The sequence below is a fragment of the Micromonospora sp. ATLC20 genome (assembly GCF_057196585.1).
The window spans coordinates 1-2,519 of sequence record NZ_JBXUOV010000337.1 but is presented as its reverse complement, the minus strand read 5'-3'; the positions used below and the strand labels follow the sequence as shown (position 1 = coordinate 2,519).

Sequence of the window (2,519 nt, the reverse complement as noted above, 5' to 3'; positions counted from 1 at the left end):
GAGCGTCGGCGGGCGTGCGAGCGTGGGCGGACGCGCGAGCGTCGGCGCGGCAGCAGTAGGTGGCCGCGCCCGGGTACCAGGTGCCGCCGGCGGTGGCCCCGGTGGTCCCGGCGGTCCGCTCGGTCCCGGCCGGCGCGGCCGCGGTGAGGACCCGGCGCGCGCCAAGAAGCGTCGCCGGATCAACGTCCTGATCGCCGGCTTCGCCGTGTTCATCATGCTGGCCGGCATCGGGGTGGTGAGCTTCACCTGGTACTCCACCAAGGTGGTGCTCCCGGAGGACACCATCCCGCCGCTGTCCACCACCATCTACGACTCGACCGGCAAGACCGCCGTCGCCCGGATCGGCGACCAGAACCGCCAGCTCGTCACCATCGACCAGATCCCGGAGCACGTCCAGCACGCGGTCGCCGCGGCGGAGGACCGGAACTTCTACAAGCACTCCGGTGTGGACTACAAGGGCATCGCCCGCGCCGCGTGGAACAACCTCACCGGCGGCGACAAGCAGGGCGCCTCGACCATCACCCAGCAGTACGCGCGCAACGCGTTCGAGAACCTGAACCAGGACACGTACGGCCGCAAGGTGAAGGAGGCGATCCTCGCCTCCAAGCTGAACGACAAGTACGACAAGCGCGTGATCATGCAGCACTACCTGAACGTCATCTACTTCGGCCGCGGCGCGTACGGCATCCAGGCCGCGTCGCAGACGTACTTCAAGAAGAACGTCAAGGACCTGACCGTGGCCGAGGCCGCGGTGCTGGCGGCACTGATCAAGCAGCCGGAGCCGAGCGCCACCCACCAGGGCTACGACCCGGCGATCAACCCGACCGCCGCGCTGGACCGGTGGAACTACGTGATCAACGGCATGATCACGGAGAAGTGGCTGGACGCGCCGAACACGCCGCCGCACCCCACCGAGTACCCGAAGAACATCCAGAAGCCGTCGAAGAACAGCGGCGGCGGCTTCGGCATCGACACCCCGTACGGCAACATCGTCAACTACGTCTCGCAGGAACTGCGCGAGATGAAGCTCTGTACCGACAACGAGGCCGAGGCGACCGAGAAGAAGCCGCTGTGCTCGAAGGCGCTGAGCCGGGGTGGTTACAAGATCACCACCACCATCAACAAGAAGATGCAGGAGGCGGCGCTCGCCGCCGCCCAGCGGGCCAAGAAGGGCTCCGAACTGGCCGGCCAGCCGCCGAACCTGATGGCCGCCGTGGTGGCCATCGACCCGCAGACCGGCCGGGTGCTCGCCTACTACGGCGGCGACAACGGCACCGGCACCGACTACGCCGGGAAGAACATCGACAACGGCGTGGTGAGCGGCGGGCACTCGCCGGGTTCGAGCTTCAAGATCTACACGCTCGCCGCGGCGCTGAAGGAAGGCATCTCGCTCAAGTCCCGGTGGAAGGGCTCGGCGTTCACCCCGAAGGACACCAAGTTCAAGGTCAGCAACGCCGGCGCGGACAAGGTCTCCTGCGGTGACTCCTGCACCCTCGAACTGTCGACGCTGAAGTCGCTGAACGTGCCGTTCTACTACATCACCGAGCAGATCGGCCCGGACAAGGTGCTCGACATGGCCAAGCGGGCCGGCGTCACCACCATGTGGCAGACCGACACCAACCCGGCCACGCCGCACGACCTGACCAAGGCCGACCCGAAGGACCTGGCGCCGTCGCCGTTCTTCCACGTCATCGGCTACGGCCAGTACCCGATCACCGTGCTCGACCACGCCAACGGCGTCGCCACCTTCGCCAACCAGGGCATGTACCACAAGGCGCACTTCGTCCGGAAGGTCGAGAAGCAGAACCCGGACACCGGCAAGTGGGACCTGGTCGGCGCGGAGAAGCTCAAGGGGGAGCAGCGGATCGACAAGGACATCGTCGCCGACGTCACCTCCGTGCTGAAGCAGTACCCGGGCCAGATCAACAAGAAGCTCGAGGACGGCCGCCAGGTCGCCGAGAAGACCGGCACCTGGGAACTCGGCGACAAGACCACCCGCAACGGCGACGCCTGGATGATCGGCTACACGCCGCAGCTCGCCACCGCCGTCTGGGTCGGAAACGTCAAGGACCGCAAGGCGATCAAGTACAAGGACGGCCGGGACATCAGCGGCGCCCGGATGCCGGGTGACATCTTCCAGCGCTTCATGAACGACGCGCTCAAGGGCAAGGACAAGGAAGAGTTCCCGCCCGCGGCGAACATCGGCAAGGACGACACCGGCAACGGCGAGGCGCCCCCGCCGACGAACGAGCCCGGCCAGCCCGGGGGCCCGAACTGCGACCCGCTCGGCCTGTTCTGCCCCGGCGGCACGCCCGGCGGCGGCACCCCCGGTGGCGGTGACCAGGGCGGCACCAACCCCGGCGGAGGCGGGCTCCCCGGAGGCGGCGGACGTCCCGGTGGCGGCGGTGGCGGCGGCGGGCTGCTACCGAGCACACCACCGGCACGACAGAACTGACGCGCACCACCCGACGGCGGCGGGCGGGCCCCCCGGCCGGCGCGCGGCCCGGTGGCGGTCCGCG

At 68.8% G+C, this 2,519-nt stretch carries 1 protein-coding gene; it reads left to right on the top strand.

Going from position 1 to position 2,519, the window contains the following annotated elements; translation table 11 throughout:
• On the top strand, positions 1–2,455 hold a 2,455-nt coding region (locus AC2CHG_RS31040), incomplete at its 5' end, for a transglycosylase domain-containing protein (protein WP_484526164.1).
• Positions 2,456–2,519 lie beyond the last annotated feature (64 nt).